This window comes from Betaproteobacteria bacterium, assembly GCA_016709965.1.
GTDB classification, from domain to species: Bacteria; Pseudomonadota; Gammaproteobacteria; order Burkholderiales; family Rhodocyclaceae; genus Azonexus; species Azonexus amarohabitans.
Map to the genome: position 1 here is coordinate 1,453,010 of JADJLT010000001.1, position 20,980 is coordinate 1,473,989.

At 55.9% G+C, this 20,980-nt stretch carries 15 protein-coding genes and 2 pseudogenes; 9 read left to right on the forward strand and 8 right to left on the reverse strand.

The window, feature by feature from the left end; translation table 11 throughout:
- The first annotated feature begins 10 nt into the window (after window positions 1-10).
- From lpdA to IPJ12_07275, 4 genes and pseudogenes are all read left to right on the forward strand, one after another.
- A pseudogene (gene lpdA / locus IPJ12_07260) lies at window positions 11-1,793 on the forward strand (dihydrolipoyl dehydrogenase).
- A gap of 1,755 nt (window positions 1,794-3,548) precedes the next feature.
- Window positions 3,549-3,638, forward strand: a pseudogene (locus tag IPJ12_07265) (PEP-CTERM sorting domain-containing protein).
- A gap of 90 nt (window positions 3,639-3,728) precedes the next feature.
- A complete protein-coding gene (locus IPJ12_07270; GenBank protein MBK7646944.1) occupies window positions 3,729-4,349 on the forward strand; it encodes a hypothetical protein in 621 nt (206 codons plus the stop codon).
- Window positions 4,350-4,454: 105 nt separating this feature from the next.
- Window positions 4,455-4,943 (forward strand): thioesterase family protein, encoded by a 489-nt coding sequence (locus tag IPJ12_07275; protein ID MBK7646945.1) that lies wholly within the window; start codon window positions 4,455-4,457, stop codon window positions 4,941-4,943.
- A 79-nt stretch (window positions 4,944-5,022) separates the two neighbouring features.
- Here the strand turns inward: IPJ12_07275 and ppk2 are convergent, their stop codons facing one another.
- The 5 genes from ppk2 to IPJ12_07300 all read right to left on the reverse strand — a co-directional run bounded on the left by ppk2 (window position 5,023) and on the right by IPJ12_07300 (window position 9,255).
- Window positions 5,023-6,138 (reverse strand): polyphosphate kinase 2, encoded by a 1,116-nt coding sequence (gene ppk2, locus IPJ12_07280; GenBank protein ID MBK7646946.1) that lies wholly within the window; start codon window positions 6,136-6,138, stop codon window positions 5,023-5,025.
- A gap of 57 nt (window positions 6,139-6,195) precedes the next feature.
- On the reverse strand, window positions 6,196-6,651 hold the full coding sequence (locus IPJ12_07285) for a histidine phosphatase family protein (GenBank protein ID MBK7646947.1): 456 nt from the start codon (window positions 6,649-6,651) through the stop codon (window positions 6,196-6,198).
- 115 nt (window positions 6,652-6,766) lie between these two features.
- The gene (locus tag IPJ12_07290) at window positions 6,767-7,510 is read right to left on the reverse strand and encodes a class I SAM-dependent methyltransferase (GenBank protein ID MBK7646948.1); all 744 of its coding nucleotides are present in this window, start codon (window positions 7,508-7,510) and stop codon (window positions 6,767-6,769) included.
- A 41-nt stretch (window positions 7,511-7,551) separates the two neighbouring features.
- Complete coding sequence (locus IPJ12_07295) at window positions 7,552-7,737, reverse strand: hypothetical protein (GenBank protein ID MBK7646949.1); 186 nt, start codon at window positions 7,735-7,737, stop codon at window positions 7,552-7,554.
- A 468-nt stretch (window positions 7,738-8,205) separates the two neighbouring features.
- Window positions 8,206-9,255, reverse strand: coding sequence for a Fic family protein (locus tag IPJ12_07300; protein ID MBK7646950.1), 1,050 nt, complete (start codon window positions 9,253-9,255; stop codon window positions 8,206-8,208).
- 229 nt (window positions 9,256-9,484) lie between these two features.
- Between IPJ12_07300 and IPJ12_07305 the strand changes: the two genes are divergently transcribed.
- The 5 genes from IPJ12_07305 (at window position 9,485) to IPJ12_07325 (ending at window position 13,886) form a co-directional block, all read left to right on the forward strand.
- The gene (locus IPJ12_07305; protein ID MBK7646951.1) at window positions 9,485-9,907 is read left to right on the forward strand and encodes a hypothetical protein; all 423 of its coding nucleotides are present in this window, start codon (window positions 9,485-9,487) and stop codon (window positions 9,905-9,907) included.
- 162 nt (window positions 9,908-10,069) lie between these two features.
- Window positions 10,070-11,638, forward strand: a complete 1,569-nt coding sequence (locus IPJ12_07310) for a recombinase family protein (GenBank protein ID MBK7646952.1) — start codon at window positions 10,070-10,072, stop codon at window positions 11,636-11,638.
- On the forward strand, window positions 11,635-12,537 hold the full coding sequence (locus IPJ12_07315) for a ParB N-terminal domain-containing protein (GenBank protein ID MBK7646953.1): 903 nt from the start codon (window positions 11,635-11,637) through the stop codon (window positions 12,535-12,537). The genes IPJ12_07310 and IPJ12_07315 overlap by 4 nt, the downstream gene beginning before the upstream one ends.
- Window positions 12,534-13,415: a ParB N-terminal domain-containing protein gene (locus IPJ12_07320; protein MBK7646954.1), complete on the forward strand. Its 882-nt coding sequence runs from the start codon at window positions 12,534-12,536 to the stop codon at window positions 13,413-13,415. The genes IPJ12_07315 and IPJ12_07320 overlap by 4 nt, the downstream gene beginning before the upstream one ends.
- Before the next feature lie 225 nt (window positions 13,416-13,640).
- Complete coding sequence (locus tag IPJ12_07325; GenBank protein ID MBK7646955.1) at window positions 13,641-13,886, forward strand: hypothetical protein; 246 nt, start codon at window positions 13,641-13,643, stop codon at window positions 13,884-13,886.
- 137 nt (window positions 13,887-14,023) lie between these two features.
- Here IPJ12_07325 and IPJ12_07330 read toward each other — a convergent pair whose 3' ends face one another.
- The 3 genes from IPJ12_07330 to IPJ12_07340 all read right to left on the reverse strand — a co-directional run bounded on the left by IPJ12_07330 (window position 14,024) and on the right by IPJ12_07340 (window position 20,975).
- Window positions 14,024-17,461: a type I restriction endonuclease subunit R gene (locus IPJ12_07330; GenBank protein MBK7646956.1), complete on the reverse strand. Its 3,438-nt coding sequence runs from the start codon at window positions 17,459-17,461 to the stop codon at window positions 14,024-14,026.
- A 167-nt stretch (window positions 17,462-17,628) separates the two neighbouring features.
- The gene (locus IPJ12_07335; GenBank protein MBK7646957.1) at window positions 17,629-19,269 is read right to left on the reverse strand and encodes a putative DNA binding domain-containing protein; all 1,641 of its coding nucleotides are present in this window, start codon (window positions 19,267-19,269) and stop codon (window positions 17,629-17,631) included.
- Entirely contained in the window at window positions 19,266-20,975 is a 1,710-nt protein-coding gene (locus IPJ12_07340; protein MBK7646958.1) for a DUF262 domain-containing protein, read from the reverse strand. The genes IPJ12_07335 and IPJ12_07340 overlap by 4 nt, the downstream gene beginning before the upstream one ends.
- Between the last annotated feature and the right edge of the window lie 5 nt (window positions 20,976-20,980).

A 20,980-nucleotide genomic window follows, 5' to 3' on the forward strand; every position in this document is an offset into this window, starting at 1 on the left:
GGGAATGACCATGAGCAATCTGGTAGAAGTCAAAGTCCCCGACATCGGCGATTTCGCTGAAGTGCCGATCATCGACCTGTTCGTCAAGGTTGGTGACGCCATCAAGGTGGATGACGCGATCTGTACGCTGGAATCGGACAAGGCGACGATGGATGTGCCGTCACCGGTCGCCGGTGTGGTCAAGGAAGTGCTGGTTCAGCTCGGCGCCAAGGTGGCCGAAGGCAGTCTGTTGATCAAGGTCGAAAGCGTGTGCTGCTGCGGTCAACCCGGAAAATCCGCCGAAAACTGAAACACCGGCTGCAGCGCCATCCACAGCTGCGCCGGCGCCGGTCGCCGGTAGTCATGCCGGCGGTGCCGATCTTGAATGTGAAATGCTCGTCCTCGGCGCCGGCCCCGGCGGCTATTCCGCCGCCTTCCGTTCCGCCGACCTCGGCATGAAGACCATCATCGTCGAGCGTTACGCAACGCTGGGCGGCGTTTGTCTGAACGTTGGCTGCATTCCGTCCAAAGCCCTGCTGCACGTCGCTGCGGTGATGGACGAAGCCAATCACATGGCCGATCTCGGCGTCAGCTTTGCCGCACCGAGCGTCGATATCGACAAGCTGCGCGCCCACAAGGACAAAGTCGTCGGCAAGCTGACCGGTGGTCTGGCCGGCATGGCCAAGGGCCGCAAGGTCGACATCGTGCGCGGTTTCGGCACCTTCCTCGATCCGTATCACATCGAGGTTGAAGTCACCGACGGTGCTGGCCAGGGCAAGACCGGCGCCAAGAAGGTCATCAAGTTCCAGAAATGCATCATCGCGGCCGGTTCAGCTGCCGTGCATTTGCCTTTCATTCCGCAAGACCCGCGTATTGTCGACTCGACCGGGGCGCTTGAACTGCGCTTCGTGCCGAAGAAGATGCTGGTCATCGGCGGCGGCATCATCGGCCTCGAAATGGCCACCGTCTATTCGACGCTGGGCACCAAGGTCGATGTTGTGGAAATGGCCGATGCCCTGATGCAGGGCCCGGATCGCGATGCCGTCAAGGTCTGGGAAAAGCAGAACCTGCCGCGCTTCGACAAGATCATGCTAAAGACCAAGACCGTCGCAGTCGACGCCAAGGACGACGGCCTGTGGGTCAAGTTCGAAGGCGAAGGCGCACCGAATGTCGATGCCACGCGTTACGACATGATCCTGCAAGCCGCCGGCCGCTCGCCGAACGGCAAGAAGATCGGCGCCGACAAGGCGGGCGTGGCCGTCACCGACCGTGGCTTCATCAACGTCGATGCGCAGATGCGCACCAATGTGCCGCACATCTTCGCCATCGGCGACATCATCGGTAACCCGATGCTGGCCCACAAGGCCGTGCATGAAGCACACGTCGCGGCCGAAGTCGCGGCCGGCCACAAGGCTGCATTCGATGCCACGGTGATTCCCGGTGTCGCCTATACCCACCCGGAAGTGGCGTGGGTTGGCTACACCGAGGCGCAAGCCAAGGAAGAAGGCCGCAAGATCGAGTCCGCCAAGTTCCCGTGGGCAGCCTCCGGTCGCGCCATCGCCAACGGGGCCGAGTACGGCTTCACCAAGCTGATCTTCGATGCCGAAACGCATCGCGTCATCGGCGGCGCCATCGTCGGCCCGAACGCTGGCGACATGATCGGCGAAGTCTGCCTGGCCATCGAAATGGGCTGCGATGCGGTCGATATCGGCAAGACCATCCACCCGCACCCGACACTGGGTGAAACGGTGGGCATGGCGGCCGAAGTGGCGCACGGTACCTGTACGGACGTGCCGGCACCGCGTAAAAAGTAACCCTCCCGACACCGGCCGGAAACACCAGGGCGACGGTCAAATGACTCGTCGCCTTTTTTTCGTCTGCATGGCATTCCGTAGCACGTTGCTTAACCTGACTTAAATTACTCTGTAATAACCCGCTTGCATCATGGATGACACGGGGGTGCGTTCTGTAAATATCGGACGACGGTTGGTATGTGTCGTTCACGAAATTTACGCCAAGTGCTCCCCTTTCCCGAAAACCAGATCACCCAGGAGCATCCAATGCAAATGAAATACATCACCGCTGCCGTCGCCAGCGCTCTTGCTGTCATGTCCGCCGGCCAGTCCTACGCTGCCCAGGGCGTGAGCAGTTCACAGGACGCCTACCTGCAAGCCGTTGCACCGGGCGTCGAATTCACCTCCGTGCTGACCACCGGTGATACGGTTGGCAACTACCGCATGGTGGGGCTGCCCGATGGTCTCGGCGCCTACGACAACGGGAACGGCACCTTCACCGTCCTGATGAATCATGAATTTGGCGCCGGCTCCGGGGCTGCCGCTCATGGCGTGTTGGGCGCTGGCTCCTTCATATCCGAATGGGTCATCAACAAATCCACCCTGCAAGTCGTTTCCGGCGGCGACCTGATCAAGAATGTCTATGGTTGGGATGCCAGCACGCAGCAATCGAGCACCGTTGCCAGCCTAGGCGTCTCGTTCAACCGTTTCTGCTCGGCCGATCTCGCCCAGAGCACGGCCTTTTACAACGCCGCCACCGGCGTCGGTACGACCGCCCGCATTTTCCTGAATGGCGAAGAAGGCGGCGCCAATGGACGCGCCCTGGCGACCGTCGCCACCGGTGCTGACAAAGGCAGCACTTTTGTTCTCGGCAAGATGAATCAATCCACCAACGGTTCCGGCACAAGCGCTACCGGCGGCTGGGAAAACCTGCTGGCCAACCCGTTCGCCCAGAACAAGACCGTGGTCATCGGCAATAACGATGGCGGCACCGGCATGATGAACAACGCTCTGGCGGTTTATGTGGGAACCAAGCAAGCCACCGGCACCGATGTCGACAAGGCCGGCCTGACCAACGGCACGACCAAGTTTGTCAATGTTGTCGGCATCACTAGCGAAATCAGCAACGCAACGAGCCGCACCACCAGTATTGCTGATGGCGCCCGCTTCACGCTGGATGCCACCAAATCCACGACCTTCTCGCGTCCGGAAGATGGCGCCTGGAGTGCAGATGGCAAGACCTACTACTTCGTCACCACCGACCAGCTCGACAAGACCGAGCTGACCGGCCAGACCCAGAAAGGCGGCACCCGTCTGTGGGCCATGAACTTCGACGACATTTCCAACCCGGATGCCGGCGGCTCGATCAAGAAGCTGATTGATACCAGTACCAATTTGGGTGGCGTGGGCGAAACCAAGCCAAATATGTTCGACAATATCGCCGTCAACAAGGATGGCACGCTGACCATCCTCGAAGACGTCGGCAACGCCGAACACAATGGCAAGGTGTGGAATTTCGACCCGATCACCGGCAAGATGACGATGATGGGCAAGTTCGATCCGGCCTTGTTCGGCGATGTCACCAACGGCAGCTTTGTCGCCGGCACCCATACCAAGGATGAAGAAACCTCCGGTGTCATCGACATCACCAACATCCTCGGCCGCAACGATGGCAAGCAGTACAGCCTGCTGGTTGCCCAGGACCACGCCTCAGCCGCCAGCCTTGGTCTGAGCGACCCGACTGCCATGGTCGAAGGTGGCCAGTTGCTGGTCATGGCTGCCGTACCGGAACCCGAAACCTACGCCATGATGCTGGCCGGTCTGGGCATGATCGGCTTCGCCGCTCGTCGCCGCAACACCAAGTAATCTTAGCGTCACATCAGTAAAGCAGCATGCAGGGCCGCGGCATTGCCGTGGCCCTTTTCCGTTTTTTTCCCAAAGCCAGAAAGTTTGTGCATGAGTACCCTGCGCCTCGACGCCCTTGAGCCCCTGTTTTTCACCCCGCTTGCTGTATTCAACCTGCCTGATGCCGCCGCCCTCAATGCTCGCCTGCTTGAAGAGGCTTTCGCCCTGCGTGCCAGCAGCGACGGGCAGCAACGGAGCAACCAGAACGGCTGGCATTCGGCCGATAATTTTTTTGACCGGACCGAGCCGGGCTGCAGCGAGTTGCAAACTCACCTCCTTGAAGCCGTCCGCCAGGCCACCCTGCGCATTTCACCCAACTTTGATTTGGCCGCCATGGCTGCGCAAGTTCAGGGCTGGATCAATATCAACGGCAAGGGCGGCTTCAACACGCCGCACGACCATCCCGGCTGGGCCTGGTCCGGCTGCTATTACGTGCGCGTCCCGGATGGACGAAGCGAGCGCAGCGGCAGCATCGAGCTGCTCGACAGTCGAACCAATCTGCAAGTCCCTACCATCAAGGATGCCCTCTGCTTCATGAGCAAATTCACGATCAAACCGGCGGACGGGATGTTGTTACTCTTCCCGTCGTGGCTGCGTCACTGGGTCTACCCCAACGAGGACGAGATCGAGCGGGTCACCATCGCGTTCAATGCGCGTTTTGTACCCCGTTAAGCACATCAACAATTTCAGGCCTCCCGGCAAGGCGCGGGAGATGGCGGATTTGGCGTAGACTTTGGGGACGACAACGTCGTCGCCCCTTTTCATTGATTCGCTCCGATGCCCAACGTCCCTTTGCCCCACCGCTCACCTGAAGAGCAAAACCATCTCGATATCACGCTGCGCTACGTTTTCGAGCACCGTCTCTGTTTCAACGAACTCCTGGGCTTCCGCGTCGAATCGCTTGACCCGGCCGCGCCGAAAATCAGCTTTGCCATGCGTCAGGATCTGATCGGCCATTACCAGCACGGCCGCCTGCATGGCGGCGTCATTGCCACGGTGCTTGATACGGTTGGCGGACTGGCGGTGACGGTTGCCGTCGCCGAAAAATTCAACAGCGAAAACACGGATCAGGTCAGCCAGCGTTTCGGTCGTATCGGCACCATCGATCTGCGCACCGATTACCTGCACCAAGGGGTCGGCAAAAAATTTACGGCCACCGGACGGATTACCCGTCTCGGCGGCCGCATCGCCTCGGTGCAAATGACGCTGGAGAACGAAGCCGGCCTGCTCATCGCCACCGGCGGCGCCTCCTACGTCGTCAGCTAGCCCCCGATCCGGAAAACCCGCTTGCTGCGGTCAACCGGAAAAAAAAAGCCGAAAACAAAATTTTCCCGACGGGCCAAATTTACAGAATCGGTACGCCCTGCTGCTCGCCACGCTCGTAAACCACATTGGCGCGACCGACGATCAGCGGGTCCAGATTGCCGATGCGCGTCATATCCTTGTTGTTGTACGGCAATTTGTGCAACACGTAACGCATGGCATTCAGACGCGCGCGTTTCTTGCAGTTTGACTTGATCACCGTCCACGGTGCATCGGCGGTATCCGTGTGGAAGAACATCGCTTCCTTGGCCTTGGTGTAATCATCCCATTTGTCCAGCGAGGCCAAGTCGATGGGTGACAGCTTCCATTGCTTCAGCGGGTGCACCTTGCGCTCGCCAAAACGGCGGCGCTGCTCCTCGCGGCTGACCGAGAACCAGAACTTGATCAGATGCGTGCCGTTGCGCGCCAGCATGCGCTCGAATTCCGGCGCCTGGCGCACGAACTCGCTGTATTCCTGCGCATTGCAAAACCCCATCACGCGCTCGACACCCGCCCGGTTATACCAGGAGCGATCGAACAGGACGATCTCGCCATTGGTCGGCAGGTGCTGCACATAACGCTGAAAATACCACTGGCCACGCTCGATTTCGCTGGGCTTTTCCAGCGCAACCACGCGGGCACCACGAGGATTCAGGTGTTCCATGAAACGCTTGATGGTGCCCCCCTTGCCCGCTGCATCGCGGCCTTCGAAAAGGATCACGACCTTCTGCCCGGTTTCCTTGACCCACGCCTGGAGCTTCAGGAGCTCGACCTGCAGACGGTATTTCTGCCGCTCATAATTGCGGCGTTGCATCAGGTTCAGATAGGGATAACCACCATCGCGCCAGTCCTTGGCCAGTTCATCATCCGGATTGATCGGCAAATCGCTGGCGGCAACGCCTTGCTGTTTGAGCAGCCCCTTGAGCAACGCGACCGATTCTTCCACCGGCATACCCGCAATGACGTCACGCATCGCCCCCATTTTTGATTCCTGGGCGCCATCAACGGCTGCACTCACGGTAAAACCTTCGATACCTTGCGGGGTCAGCGCCGGCGCCACATCGCCACTGGCCACCTTGCGCCGGCGCCCCGGCTTGGGCATGGCTGAATTCGCTACAGCGCTCGGCGAATGTATTGTTGCTTTTTTTCTGGTGACCATCTCTCTCTCCATCCATTGATGCAAAGAGCTTATTTCACGGCAAAGCCGACCCCTTGTCTAGTCCAGCATTTCAACCGGGATCGCAGCCCGGAGCACGGTCTGGGTTTCACCCCGGCGAACACGGTTGCTCAACCACCAAAGTGCACCTTTCTTGATGCTCCACTCGGACTCCTGCCCGGCCAGCAACAGCGACGCCATACGGCCCAGCGACGGCTGGTGACCAATAATCAGCACGGAACCCCGGGCGGCCGGCCAACCGGACGCCGCGATCAGCTCCGATACGCAGGCGTCCGGACCAATCTTGCGTAGCGTTTCGAAGGGAAGTTTCAGAGCCTCTGCCGTTTGCTGAGTGCGCACTGACGGGCTGACGATAATACGAAGGTCCTTGGGCTGGCGCTCACGAATCCAGGACGCCATCATCCGCGCCTGCTTTTCGCCGCGCTCGGTCAGACGCCGCTTCATGTCGTCTTCGCCATCTTCAGCTTCGGCGTGCCGCCACAAGAGCAATTCCATGATGTAGCCTCTTCGAAAAGCCGGCATTGTGCCGATCAAATATTACCGCAACATGTCATTGCCGTGCTGATCGGCAAAGACGGCTCTACGGCACACCGGGCCAGATCCCGAAATGTCATGGCCTGGGCTTCAGCGCCTTTTTGGGATAAACATCATAACGACAAGACTTTCCCTCCAGGGCATAGCCAGGCAACCCGCCATCCACATTTGGCGCTTTGCGCGGTCGCTTGACGACCACGCGATGCGTTGCCAGCGCCAATGCGGCCGCCAGCAACAGCGCGGCATCATCATCGTCACCTACCAGCGGGCGAAAGACACGCATTTCCTTCTTGACCAGCGCGCGCTTGTCCCGATGCGGGAACATCGGATCAAGGTAGATGACTTGTGGTGGTTCACCGGACCATTCCTGGATAATTTCTATGGCATTGCCAAGCCGCAAATCCATGCGCTGAACAATCGGCCCGACCTCCTCATCCAGCCGCGCGCGCCCCATGCCATCAGCCAGTAACGCGCCGATGAGCGGATGCCGCTCTATCAAAGTCACATGGCAACCCAACTGGGCGAGCAGAAAGGCATCGCGTCCCAAACCAGCTGTCGCGTCCAGAACCACCGGCCGTACACCCGACTGGATACCAACCGCCTTCGCAATCATCTGGCCGCTGCCACCGCCATGCAGTCGGCGATGGGCGACGGCCCCATCAAGGAAATCAACGCGTACCGGCCCGCATGCATCCGGACCGAGCGCCTGGAGTTGCAGCCCTCCCTCCCCAAGCTGCAAGGCAAATTCCGCCTCCACGCCTTGCGGCAAACCCAGTGCTTCTGCCATCTCGAGAACCCTGCCTGAATACTCCGGCAACATGGCCTCGATGCGAACGTTTGTCTTGGTGACCAAACAGGACCTCAGGTTTTGGGAGACTCGTTGACGGCAGGCCCGGGAGAGAGCGAGTCGGAGGAATTCATCGCAACGTCCTCATTCACACGCTCAGCCGCCTTGTCTGTGAGCTTCTGACGCCGCTTCTCTTCCTGTTTGCTTTTCTTGGCGAGATCTCTTTGGCGCTTTTCGAACTGGTAGTTTGGTTTGGCCAAGAGGCCTCCTAATCGCCACAATGGCGCAAAACAGGTGAAGGGAACTTCAGGAAGAACGCGTTCACACCGGTACAAGCCGGGGCCTCTGACTGCGGTGCCACAATGCAAAACGCCAACCCGTTTAGGATTGGCGTTTTATCCTTGAATTACAAGGGAAATGCGGTGGTGGCCAATCGCGGAATCGAACCACGGACACGCGGATTTTCAATTCAGGAACAGCCAATTTGTTGACTATAACAGATCTCCCAAAAACCAACTAGCGTTCAGAGACAACAAGTATTGGAAAGCAGCCATTTCGGTGAGGGATGAGGTTTTTACCGATTTTCGTGCACGCTTTCCTGCCTCAAGACCGGAAAAACTCCGGTCCGAGAAAACAGAACGGCTGTTCAATGCGAATCTAAGTCCGAGTTTTGAATAGCTCGAATCTGCAATCACCACCGATACACTTGGACCGGATGCAGTCCTGAATTAGCGCAGGTCGTACCAAACCCCTCGGCCACTGCCATGCTGGTTCAGCGTGCCGCGTTCGACCAGGGTACGAAAATGCTGCTTGAGCGTATTCCGGCTAGCGCCGGTCAACTTGATGGCATCGCCAATAGTCACGCGACCATGCTCGCGGGCGAACTCGACGATCTGTAGCTGCAGCTCAGGCATGGCCGCCAGCACGATCTTCTCGCGCTCGACCTTCTTCTCCAGACGCCGCATCTGCTCGGCCAAGGAACGTAGAAAGAACACTAGCCACGGCTGCCAGTTCGGTGACTCCGTGCGGATCGTGCCTTGCGTCTGACGCAACGCCAAGTAGTAGGCTTCCTTGCTGTGCTCGATCACGCTTTCCAACGAACTGTACGGCACATAGGCGTACCCGGCCTGCAGCAGCATGAGCGTGGTCAGCACCCGAGAGAGCCGCCCGTTGCCGTCCTGGAAGGGATGGATCTCCAAGAAAACGACAACGCACAGGGCAATGATCAGCAGTGGATGCAGTCGCGCAGTCTCCCGCTCCTGGTTAACCCAGGCCACCAACTCAGTCATCAGGCGAGGCGTATCGAAGGGTGACGCGGTCTGGAAAACAATACCGATCTGCGCGCCGGTTTCGTCGAAAGCGGCAACGCTGTTCGAGTTGGTTTTGTAATTGCCGCGATGCCAAGTGTCCTTCTCGCTATGGTGCAGCAGGATCTGATGCAACTGTTTGATGTGGTTCTCGGTGAACGGGATGTCCTGCCACGACGAGAACACCAAGTCCATCAACTCGGCATAGCCAGCCACTTCCTGCTCATCGCGGGTGGCGAAAGATTTGATCTCCAGGTTCGACAGTAGCTGTTCCACCTCCCGATCGGACAGCTTGCTGCCCTCGATGCGGGTGGAGGAGCCGATGCTCTCGATGGTAGCCACGCGACGCAGAGCCGATAGGCGGTCCGGCGCGAGCGTACCCAAGGCACGCCAAGCGCCCTTGAACTCGTCGATCTTGGCAATGAGGCTCAAGATCTCCGGGGTGATCTGGATGGAGTCGGTTTTTAGCACGAACCAATACTACACCCATTTACACCCAATAAAGCAGAAAACCATTCTCACACCCGATTACACCCATTTCATCGACTTATACCGTAGTGTTGCGAAACATCGGGTGATTGACTTCTGACCCGATGGGTCGGAACGGGCGTGCAGGAGCACGCCCACCCGGTAATACCCTTCCCGGCCGAAGGCGGCCCGGTCACGCACGTTCCATTTCAATCTTTGAATGGAGTGCATCATGACCAAGCAATGCAAAGCCTGTGGCAAAGCGTTTCAGTCTCATCCCAAGGTTCCCACCCAAACCTACTGTTCGTCCCCAAAATGCCAACGCGAGCGTCGCCGGCGGTGGCTGGAAGAAAAACGGCAGGTTGACGCTGACTATCAAGGCAACGAACCGCAAAAGATCGAACAGTGGCGAAACGACCATCCTGACTACTGGAAGCAATATCGCCAGGCCAATCCGGACTACGCCGACCGCAACCGGAATCTACAGCAGACCCGCAATCAGCGGTCCAGAAACCCTGCGATTGCAAATGTATACGAGTTGCCGGAGTTTTCCCCGTTGCCTTCAGGGCGTTACCGGCTCATCCCGGTCATTGCCGACGTGATTGCAAATGAATACGAGTTGATCGTTGAAATCACTGTCCTATCAATCCCTTAAGTAATTGTCGACGTCCGATTGCAAATGAGGACGTGATAGAAAATGCCGCGCCGGGCTGATAACTTCCGGCGCGTACATTCTCGATCTTCAGCGCAACCGTCTCTGACACGATGCCCGACGATCGAGAGGCAGCGTTTCGTATGCAAAGGGGCGACCTCGGCGATGGAAGAACAAGAAAACACAAGTGGCGAGGGGCAAACCCAGGCATCCCTATTCCGGGCCGCTGAATACGTGCGTATGTCGACCGAGCACCAGCAGTACTCAACCGAAAATCAGGCCGACAAGATTCGTGAATATGCAGCCCGACGCGGCATCGAAATCATCAAGACCTACACTGATGCCGGCAAGAGTGGTCTGCGCATCGATGGCAGGCAGGCACTGCAGCAGCTAATCAAGGATGTCGAAGCCGGGGTGGCGGACTTCCAGATCATCCTGGTCTACGACGTCAGCCGCTGGGGGCGTTTCCAGGATGCCGATGAGAGTGCTTACTACGAGTACATCTGCCGTCGTGCCGGCATTCAGGTCGCTTACTGTGCTGAGCAGTTCGAGAACGATGGCTCACCGGTCTCGACCATCGTCAAAGGCGTCAAACGGGCAATGGCTGGTGAATACAGCCGGGAACTATCGACCAAGGTATTCGCTGGCCAGTGCCGACTGATCGAACTCGGCTATCGCCAGGGCGGCCCGGCCGGCTATGGCCTGCGCCGCATCCTGGTCGATCAGAACGGATCAGTGAAAAGCGAGCTTGCGCGCGGCGAGCACAAGAGCCTGCAGACCGACCGCGTCATCCTGATGCCCGGCCCGGACGACGAGGTTCGCACCGTCAATCTGATCTACCAATGGTTTATCGATCACGGCATCTCGACATCCGAGATCGCCGGCCGCCTGAACGGCATGAAGGTGAAAACCGACCTGGGACGCGAATGGACCCGTGCCACCGTCCAGGAAATCCTGACCAATGAGAAGTACATCGGCAACAACGTCTACAACCGGATCTCCTTCAAGCTCAAGAAAACGAGGGTCGCCAATCCCAGTGAGATGTGGATCAAAAAGGAAGCGGCCTTCGAGCCCATCGTTCAACCTGACTTGTTTTACACGGCACAGGGAATTATCCGAGAACGGAATCGGCGCTATAGCGACGAGGAGTTGATCGAGCGACTGCGTGCCCTCTACGAGAATCGCGGGCTCCTGTCAGGATTGATCATCGACGAGACCGAAAACATGCCTTCGGCCGCTGTCTATATGAATCGCTTTGGCAGTCTGATACGCGCCTACCAGATGGTCGGCTTTACGCCCGACCGGGACTATCACTACCTGGAGGTCAATCGCCTCCTGCGCCGAATTCATCCTGTCATCGTGGCAGACACGGAGGCGCAAATCAGAGAAATTGGCGGACAGGTCGTCCGCGATCCGGCGACCGATCTGCTACGAGTCAATCAAGAGTTCAGCGTTTCAGTGGTGGTGGTTCGCTGCCACACCACCGAGGCCGGCGGTCATCGGTGGAAGGTCCGTTTCGATACCAGCCTGCGGCCGGACATCACAGTGGCGGTGCGCCTGGACCATTCCAACCAAACCGCCCTCGATTACTACCTCCTGCCGCAACTGGATTTCGGCCAACCACGCATCAGCTTGGCTGAACACAATGGAATCGAGTTCGAGAGTTACCGGTTCGACAGCCTGGATTTCCTCTATGGCATGGCCGAACGCATACGGGTTAGGAGAGCCGCATGAATAAAGAGTGCCCATCCAGCAACTTGCAAATGATCCCGATCGACAAAATCGAGGTACTCAACTCGCGTGACCGCAATGGAAAGGTATTCGCGGATATCGTGGGCAATATCAAGAATATCGGCCTGAAAAAACCCATCACCGTGACACCGCGAACCGACGCGGCTGGCAATGAAAAATTCTTGCTGATTTGCGGTGAGGGCAGACTTAACGCATTCAAAGCACTGGGCGAAACGACGATTCCAGCGATGGTGGTCGAAGTCAGTGATGAAGACGCTTTCATCATGAGTCTGGCTGAAAACATTGCTCGCCGCCAAGGACGTACTCTGGAACTGCTGGCAGGCATTGAAAAACTGCGTGACCAAGGCTACGACAAGAAAGCGATCGCGCTGAAAACAGGCCTCGGAGAGGACTACATCTATGGCATTTTGCAACTACTCAAAAATGGTGAAGAGCGACTGCTGATTGCAGTCGAACAAGGACGTATTCCACTCAACGCCGCCTTGACCATTGCAGGTGCCGGCAGCAACGACAAGGATATCCAAGCGGCTCTGCAGGAGGCGTATGAGAACGGCCAGTTGCGCGGCAATCACCTGATTCAGGCGCGCAAGGTGATTGAGAAACGAAGGTCTCTGGGGCGGGCCATTGCCCGAGGAATGCCTCGAAATGTTCCGGATGTCACCTCGTCTAGCCTAGTCCGCACCTACCAAAAGGAGGTCGATCGCCAAAAGCTCATGGTCAAGAAAGCAGAATTCGCGCAGCAGCGATTGCTGTTTGTGGTGGAAGCGATGCGCCATCTCCTCGCTGACGAAAACTTCACTAATTTGCTTCGTGCTGAAGGGCTAGAGTCATTGCCGAAGCACATCGCTGAACGCGTTTGGCCCGGAGGGAACGCTGCATGACTCAAATGCACCTCGGCTTTATTCCTGAACCCATTACGGTTGCATTTGACAAGTTGCTGCCATCACGCAAACCGCCAGAAGGTCTTGCACACTCCCGGAAATTTAAGCAGATCGTTGCATCCATCGATGCCATCGGCTTGATTGAACCCCTGACCATCGCCAAAGCGGACAAGGACACCGGCATGTACTTGCTGTTGGATGGGCATATTCGCATGTTCGCGCTCCAGGAATTGGGGTTCAGCAGTGCACTGTCTCTGGTCGCCAAAGACGATGAGAGTTACACCTACAACAACCGAATCAACCGGCTGTCGACTATTCAGGAGCATTTCATGATCCGTCGCGCCGTGGAACGCGGCGTCACGCCTGAACGCTTGGCGAAATCGCTGGAACTGGACATCGAACACATCACCAAGAAAATCAACCTACTGGATGGCATTTGTGCCGAGGCGGTTCGACTACTCAAGGACAAGCATTTCTCGGCCAATTTGAGCCCAGTACTGCGCAAGATGAAACCGACCCGACAAGTGGAGTGCGTGGAGCTGATGGTAGCCACCAACAACATTACTGTGTCTTACGCTCAGGCGCTGCTGGCGGCAACGCCCAGCAACATGCTGGTGAATGAGGGCGTGGCAAAGAAAGTAAAGGGCGTCACGCCCGATCAAATGGCAAAGATGGAGCGCGAAATGGCGAATCTCGAGGGGCAGTTCAAATTGGTCGAGCAGTCCTACGGTCAGGACGTTCTCAATCTGGTGCTTGCCAAGGGTTACTTGACCAAGTTGCTGGACAACGAAGCCGTGATCCGCTTTCTATCCCAAAACCATCCCGAAATCCTGCGCGAGTTTTCAGCCATCGTACAAACGACGTCACTGGACAAATAGTGAATGCAATCTAACGCCAGACACGTACTCGAGCAATAACCAGCATCAAAAATCCCTCTATGTAGAGGGTCGTAGTGCTGCCCGCGTGGGCGATACGGTGATCTTTAACAATCCGGATGCATCAGGGTCGTCGCCTCCGAAACGGATGTCCTGTTTCTGCCCGTGATCGTGACGACGGCTGACAGGCATGCCGCTGGCCTGCACATTCGTCTATGGTGGAGATGGATGAGCGAACAGCGGCACCTGGAATTTGTTGGGCAGGTGCCGTTTTCATCCACACTGCTTTTCATGGTCGATAGCGCGAAGCTCCTGACGAGTCAGTTCCTTGAAGTAGCGGCGGGGATTGCCGCACATCCAGCAGCTGCAGGGCGTCATCAAGCTGTTGTATCGCTATACACAGCAGCAGATGCAATGCAATTTGTAAGCGCCTATATGTTGCTACATAACATTCGGGCCAATCAGAGAGGGTAATTAGTCTGTGGCATGCGGCTGCCCACCGATTAGGCAGCCAGCTTTAACTTGATTACGACGAAAGTACGTTTCTCTCATAGGTTCGGATGACATTCCGGTCGCGCTCTCCCAAATGGCAAACTGTAAAAACTTCAATCTCACGATTGAGTCCGGGCTGATGCAAAAAGGCCATTCGCGCTTTGCTGCCAAATATGCTGATAGACAAGTCCGGCCACTTCCTTCTTGTCATCCGCAGTGTATGGAGGCTCAGGTAACGCCATATAGACGTGATCAAGAATGAATACTTCAACCTCTGCTTGGGTTTGCTCTTTTTCAGTCCATTGCTCTAGCGGAGCGATCAGACGTTGAAGTTCGGCTAGCAGGTCTCTGCTCTCCTGTTTTATTTTCTCTCGCTCAGGTCCACTCAAGGACGCCTTACCCAGCAGATCAAATAGTGCGAGCTGATCTTCGGTTAAGCCCAATTCGACAGCCCGTCGCTGTTCATCATCTAGGCCACCCGCCAAGTCGATCAATTTGGCGAAGGTATCTTCAATGGTCGCCCGGTCCTTGTCCGCGTTATAGGCAGCTAGAATCTCCTGGTATTTCTTTTCATAGTTCATTCGTAGCGGATTATTGGCTAGCATCATTGCCAACTTCTCCTCGACGACCTTCCTGATATCCTCAATCACAGTCGCCTTGCGCCTGACCTTTTTGCTGAATTCGTCACGCAGCTTTTCCATATTGATTTGCGACAAATCAACCATCAAGCCCTTTGCCTGATCCTCTCCCGGTGCTTGTGTAGCAATTGCCTGATTAACAATACGCTGCAACACCTTGATCAACTGGCTAACGTCGGATGTGTCGCGACGCTCGCTTAGCTTCTTGTAAATAGCCTCAATATTGTCGTGCCGCTCAGCATAGGTCAGAGCAGACGGTTCCACTAACAGCGCCTTGAAACGGCTGAACACGATCCGCGCCAAAATCTCGAAACGGCGCTTGGATTCGTCATCGGTGTAAACGGCTTCAACAGCGTCAGCCAATAGCTGAATGCGTGCAAACCCTTTCGCTCCGATCAAGCGTGCAGGATCAAATCCCAGGCTCAGCAAATGCGCCTCCGTAACCGCGATAGCATCCTGCAAGGCGACCACACGCTCTTCCAATGGCGCGACTATTTCCTCAGCGCCACCATCATCGCCCAACGCGTATTGAGCGAGGGCTTCTCGCAAGCTTTTCAGCATGCCGTTGTAGTCAACGATCAAACCAAAATCCTTGCCGGCATAACGCCGGTTGGCACGGGCAATTGCCTGCATCAGCGTGTGCGCCCGCATCGGCTTATCAATGTAGAGCGTCGACAAGCATTCAACATCGAACCCGGTCAGCCACATGGCGCAGACAATCGCGATGCGAAAAGGATGCTGCGGGTTCTTGAAAGCAGATTCGACATCCACCCGCTTGCCGTCCGGAGTCTCAAAGCCCTGCTTCATGCAAGCCCGGTGCGGAATGATGTCGAAATGCCATTTTTTGAAGTCGGCTACTTCGTTTTGCGCCTCACTGATGATGATCTCGATGATTGTTTCATCCATCCAGGCCGCTTTTGCCAGCAGGCGATCACGTCTAGCATGCAGTTGCTGCCTCGCTTCTTCATCCGCTGCGGCAGCAATCTCAACCAATTTGGATTCCGCTTCTGCACGAACCAGATCAGCTTTCACTTTCCACTTGGGTCCGACCAGCATCAGCATGCGGGCACAGGTAATCTTGTCGATGCAGACCAACATCGCCTTGCCCGCTTCCCAGCGTGTCGTGCAATGCTCAACAAAATCCGCAGCGATTCTCTCTAGGCGCTCGTCGGCGGTGATGACCTCATAGTCCTTGCCGAGCAGCTTTTCCAGCAGGGCAGTCTGGTCAGTATCAAGGTCGGCTGCATCGACAGCACTGGCTATTTTTTCGTTCAGATCGAGCCGGGCCAAGCCAAGTTTCTCGCCCCGGTTTTCGTACACCAGCTTAACCGTTGCCCCATCCTCCTCGCTGCGTTTGAAATCGTAGCGGGAAACGTAATCACCAAAAATTCGCTTGGTCAGTTCGTCGTGCTTGAGCAACGGTGTGCCGGTGAAGCCGATAAAGGCCGCATTAGGCAAGGCCAGCCGCATGTTACGGGCAAGTTTGCCAGCCTGAGTACGGTGCGCCTCATCCGAAATCACGATGATGTCGTCGCGATCGCTATAAGGCTCGCTCGCCTTCACTTCTTGATTGAATTTATGAATCAGGCTGAAGACGTATCGGTAATTCTGCTTGAGCAAACTTTCCAACTCTTTGCCCGATCCTGCACGAGGCGTCTGATCGTCTGCCACCCCGCACCCAACAAATGTCTTGTAGATCTGGCTATCCAGGTCATCGCGGTCAGTCATTAGCACAAAAGTGAAATTACCCTCCACTGTGCGCCGGACCTTCTCAGCAAAGAAAGCCATGGAATACGACTTACCGCTGCCCTGTGTATGCCAGACAACGCCCAGCCGCCCTAGATCTGGGTGAGCCCGCTCAATAAGCTGCAAGGTCTGGGGTTCCTGTTCGGGTAGATAGGTGGGCGCCAGCGGCTCAGCGGCTATCGGATAGGACAATATCGACTCATTGGCCGAAGGGTCGCCTCGTGACAATGGCAACTCGATCACACGATGCTTTAGTCGCTCGCCCAGCGGAAACTCACGCTTTAATGCCTCTTGCCGAACCACCGCCGCTACCGCCTGGTTTACTCCCAGCAACTGATGGTTGCGTGCCACCACCTTGCGCACCGAACCAGCCTTAGAGGCATCAAACAAAATGAAATTTTCAACGAGGTCGAGCAAGCGATCCTTGGCCAGCATGCCATTGAGCAACACCTCGGCAGCCAGGCTGCCCTTGTCCCGCTCATCTAGCCGCTTCCACTCGCCAAAATGTTCCCAGGCACTGGTGATTGAGCCATAGCGAGCGTTATGGCCATTGCTGACAATCACAAAAGCGTTATGGTGAAAGGCGTGGGCAATAACGTTTTCGTCGAGATAATCGCGTAAATTCCCGTCGAAGCCGGCGCGGATATTCTTGTAGACGGCTTTCAGTTCAATGAATACCAGCGGCAAGCCATTGACGAAACAAACCAGATCGGCACGACGATTGTAGTTAGGGGTGCGCAACCCCGTTATTTTCAGTTCGCGCACAGCCAGGAAACGGTTGTTGCTCACTTCTCTGAAATCAATCACCTTGGCTTGGGCATGCCGCAAGACGCCTTGGAGATCGTGATAGCTCACCGGCACACCATCGCGGATCAGACGGTAGAAAGCCTGATTGTGCTGGAGCAAGGAACGTGAATAATCGTGATAGGTGAGCTTGCTTATCGCTTCGTTGATCGCACTTTCTGGCAAGGCAGGATTGAATTTCGTCAGCGCAGCCCGTAGATCACGCACCAACACGACATCGCGCTCGCTCGCCCGACCCAGCGTACCTTCAGGGCCAAAGACTTCCTTGTTCCACGCATAAACGTTATCCCAACCAAGCGCCTTTTCGAGATGATCGGCAAAGGTTTGCTGGACCAAGCGGTCTTCGTTGTTGATATCGGTATAGGCCATGGGTGATTAGCTCGGATATTGGCTTAGATTTGGCTCATTAGGAACGCACTGAAACATTGGAAAAAACATAGGAAACAACTGGATACGAACGCATTTGCAAATCATTTGGCTCAGAATAGCCGACCGATTAGCCCGATTTGGATACATTCGAGCCAAATGAAGATGGGTCATTTCTTTGCAGCCAGACGATAGCGCGCCCCGTTGCGCTGCCCATCCATGACTACAGCAGCGAGGCTGACCAGTTCTGCCAGTGCACGTTTTAGTTGCGAGCGGTTCACTTCCTGGCCAATGCGTTGGCTAATTTCGCCAATTTTCGAATTTGGATAGCGACGCAAATCCTCACGAACAAGCTCCAGCAAACGGTGAGGCTCAATGCGGAGCAGCGTTGTCGGAACCTTGAGTTCAGAACCACGCAGCAAGCTCGGATCGATAAAATAGCGTGTTCCTTGCGTACGGCCGCTGCTCTGTACCAAGGAAAACGACTGTAAGCGCCCGAGCCAGACTGCCAGGGCATCAGCCCCTTCTGTTTCCAGCATCCCACCTAACTCTCTGGCCGTCATCCCTTCCGATTGGGCTAAGACGCCGAGCGTGATTCGCTCGCGCTGAGTCAATTGAAAGCGTTCGTCCGCTTCCGTAAGCAAGCGCATCACCTCAGGCTTCAAGATACGACGTTGGATTGTCACCTTGACCCAATCAGCCCCCTCCTCCGGCACGGGCGCCGGGCGCCCCTGCGACAACAGGCGGTCATAAATCAGGTCAAAACCGCTACCCTCACGCTCCATCAACCCTAGGTCATGGAAGACACGGGCCAGTCCGTCGTTACGACGCCGACTAGCATGCAGGATATTGCGTGGCGTCACACCCAACGGCAGACGGCCAGGATTCACTACCTCCAGGCGCTCTGGATGGAGATTCAGGTAAATATCACCCTGCTGGGTGTAGGGGCGATGTACCAACGCATTGACCAGCAACTCGCGCACCACCTTCTCGTCGTAAGCTGGCACGCTGCGCCGATATAAGCCCTCGGCAACCTCGTAACTCTCACGAAAATCTGGCACATCGCGCCAGATCGAATCAACTAGTTCGACCGGTGACAACGCACAATCGTCCCAGACCCACTTGTTGACCTTTTTTCCTTGCTCGTCGTACTTGATCGCCTGAACAAGTGGAGCAGTACCCAGCGCACGCCGATCGGCAGCAGTCCCAAGCAGTAGCACACCTAGGCGGGTCAGCGTAGCCCCCTGCGCCAAACCATAATGGGTCAGCAATTCATCAGCGGCTTTTTCCTTGACCGATGCTTTCACCCGATCAGATTTATCAATTGCCAGGATGAAGTGAGCCAATTTGGTTGCATCAGTTGCATCCCGAGCTACGCCACTATCCATCGACTCCCAAGGGCGGCCCGGTCGCTCATTGGCCAAACGCAGCACGTCATCACCCAACACCGGTTGGCAAGTATCGCCAACTCGCAAAAAATAACGCCCCTCGCTTGTCGAAGCAACGCTTGGCGAACGATCAATCACCAACTCAATGAATTCGCCACCGTTGTCGGCACGCTTCAGAATGGGCAACGCCTGCACATTCACCGTCAACTCACCGATACGCTTGCGCAACCGATCAATTAATTCTTGAGGAACCAATTGCCCAACCGGCGGAAGCACCTCGCCATCTTCAATACCGATTAGCAAGCGACCGCCAGTGCCATTGGCGAAGCATACGCAATCCTTCGCCAGCTCAGCCCAATCGGCAGTCTTGCCGGTTATAGTCCGGAGCGATTTCAAGTCGGTATGTTGATCCTCAATGGTCATGCAACCTTCTCCGCCTCCGCTGCCTGTACCAGGGTCATTGACATCAGTTTCACATTAAGCGCCAAGGCAATCGCGCGTGCTCTGCTCTTAACGAATGCGTCGTAGTCATTCAACTTGATGCCGTACGTATCCATATCCTTGATCAGGTGGGTTTCGAGTGTTTCTGCCAATTCCGCGTTGCTTTTTTCAAACTTTCCGACGTATTCACTTGGCGCTTTTTTTCCGATGCGGTGCTTGTTCGAGTACCCATCAATCAGCGTGATATTGGCGATAAGATTCGCTTCCTTGTCTTTCGCGGCATTCGCCAAGTAGGCCTTAGGGAAGAAATGATGGTAGTTCCGGCTAGAGGCGATCTTCAGATTGCTATTATCCAATATAACCATGCCATTGGTATCGAAAGACTTGGGTTGCTGATAAGCCAACAAGCAAAGAATTGCCTTGCAATAGGCATTACCAGCCGAGAACCAGGTTTCCTCAATAGCTTGCGGAGCGATCGAAATCTCAGTGCCTGAGTAATTCGGCATCACGCCCTTGACGATCAAATCCATCTTGTTGAAATCCTCGCTCAGCTTGGATTCCGTTGCAGAGTTGTAGCGTACGGTCAGCCCTACCCAGTAGAAAAACTGCTCTAGCAATCGAACCTGTTCATTACTCGGCTTTTTGTTACCCGTGGAATGGAAGAAATAGGTCAGCGGAACTAGCAAAGCCGGATATGGCACCAACTGAGAAACGGGCACTCGTAGTTCTGAACGAATAAAGTCGATAGCCATGAACAGTGCGGCCTTCATCGGGTCCCAGTTTTCAATGAAGGTTTCCCGGCGAATTTTCAGAATGTCCTTACTGCGCACCGCTCGCAAGGTAATGGCCGCCACACACTGCATGATGATCGACTCGGGCAGCGTCTCGAACTTGGCGGCGGTCAGGCACTCTTTTTCTTCATCCGAACCATCGCGCAAGAGCTCGTATTTTTCGGCAAGATCAAAACCCTTGGTTTCGTCGTAAGTCTTGGCCACCATGATTTCGAACACGGTCAGCGCCTTGCCGCCGGTGTTGATGCGGGAGAACACCTCGCAAGCCACCTCGATGGGATAGTCCTTGATCGTGATGGTAGAAAAATCATAATTGGTCAGTTTATTTTTGTACGCTTCAACCTGATCCGCTTGCTCATGGCCGAGTGTTTTATAGAACGTCCCGAGCGGTTTACTAAGAACGTCATGCACCGAGACATAGTGTTTACCTGCAACCTTCTCAGTCACCACGATCTGCTCATCATTGACCGGGTCATGGTCCAGGTTAATGAAAATGTCCCGGTAATCCACTTCCTTGCCATCCTTCGTGATGCGAATGCCTTTGCGAATCGCGTACAACGAAGTAATCCGCTGCTGCCCGTCAAGTATGTACTGGACATAGTCGCCCTTGGGCGTTTCCGGCAACTTGTGGTTGCCCACCTCCTTGTAGCTGCGCAACTCCTCCTTGGTCCGCCAGAAAATGAAGGTACCAATCGGGAAGCCCTTGAGAATGGAGTCAATCAGCTTGGCTGACTGTTCTTTTTCCCAGACAAACTCACGCTGAAACATCGGCAGCTTGATCTGACCGGTATCGATCTCGACAAACAACGCCTCGTATTTCTTGTTGTGGTTGTCCGGCTGAAGCAATACAGGAGTTTCAGGTTGAGCAGAAGCTACAGTTTGTACGGGTGCATTCATGGAGT